Consider the following 955-nt stretch of genomic DNA (forward strand, 5'->3'; position numbering starts at 1 on the left):
AAAAAAATACTCCTAAACAGGAGTATGAATATGAGTATCTTTAGAAATAAGGTTTGTAATCACTTGTGCAGCTTCAGCTATATCGCTAAAAGTATCTACTATATCCCTATCTGGATAAGTTAATTGAAAAATTTGTTGGGAATTAATAGTTAAGGATCTTAATTTTAAAATTCGAATTCCATTTGAAGTAAATGTATGGGTAATATCTACTTCGCGAAAATCACACAATGTTGAAAGGAAATTTTTCACATGCTCGATTGTCATTTCAGTCTCCTTTCCATAAATGGGAAGTGACTAATAACAGTCGGGTAGGACCCAAATATCCTTACTTTTTCTAACTATAACATCAGAAAGTTTGAATGTATATTCTTATCATGTTACAAAAAGTTACAAAAATAGTGCGGCACAGTACGAATAAACCAGGAAGGAGCCAACTCATGAAAGGACTAGCCGGACTAAGGAAGATTGTGGAGGGCCAAAAGACAGTTTCAACAAAACGGTTAAAACCTTTGCTGGATGAGATTCAAAGTTCCTATATCCAAACGGGCAATAAGGTGAAAAGCCAGGCAGAGACCATTAGGAAAATCAATAAAAAATACAGTGTGGTAAATTCCAAGGCGGCAAGATTATCGGTCCATGTTCAAACTCACGAGGATCTTAAAAAGGCTCATTCAGAATTAAAGGCCAAACATAAAGCAGCCATGAAAGAACTCCATCATTTTAGATACAATAAGAATCGCATTTAAATGCCCATAGAAGTGTTTTAGCTTCTTGGAAGGTAGAAGCTTGCGAAATTTATTACGACCTCGTAAAACGTATATACGGGGGCGTAAAATGATATTAAAATAAAAAGGAGAATGATTTATGACTAAAACTACATTGAACGTTCTATTTAAGAAAATGCAAAAGGATGACAAAAAGGAAGTGCTGGAGTTTCATGTTCAAGGTAATGAGC

The 955-nt window shown here is 34.8% G+C and carries 2 protein-coding genes; one reads left to right on the top strand and one right to left on the bottom strand.

All coding sequences use genetic code 11. The annotated features are described in order from the left end of the window. Nucleotides 1-12: 12 nt before the first annotated feature. A complete protein-coding gene (locus CVN76_RS05330; protein WP_100530535.1) occupies nt 13-264 on the bottom strand; it encodes a hypothetical protein in 252 nt (83 codons plus the stop codon). Between the two features lie 173 nt (nt 265-437). Here CVN76_RS05330 and CVN76_RS05335 point away from each other — a divergent pair, with 173 nt between their 5' ends. Then, nucleotides 438-746, top strand: a complete 309-nt coding sequence (locus CVN76_RS05335) for a hypothetical protein (protein WP_100530536.1) — start codon at nt 438-440, stop codon at nt 744-746. The last annotated feature ends 209 nt before the right edge of the window (nt 747-955 follow it).

This window comes from Bacillus sp. mrc49 (genome assembly GCF_002803435.1).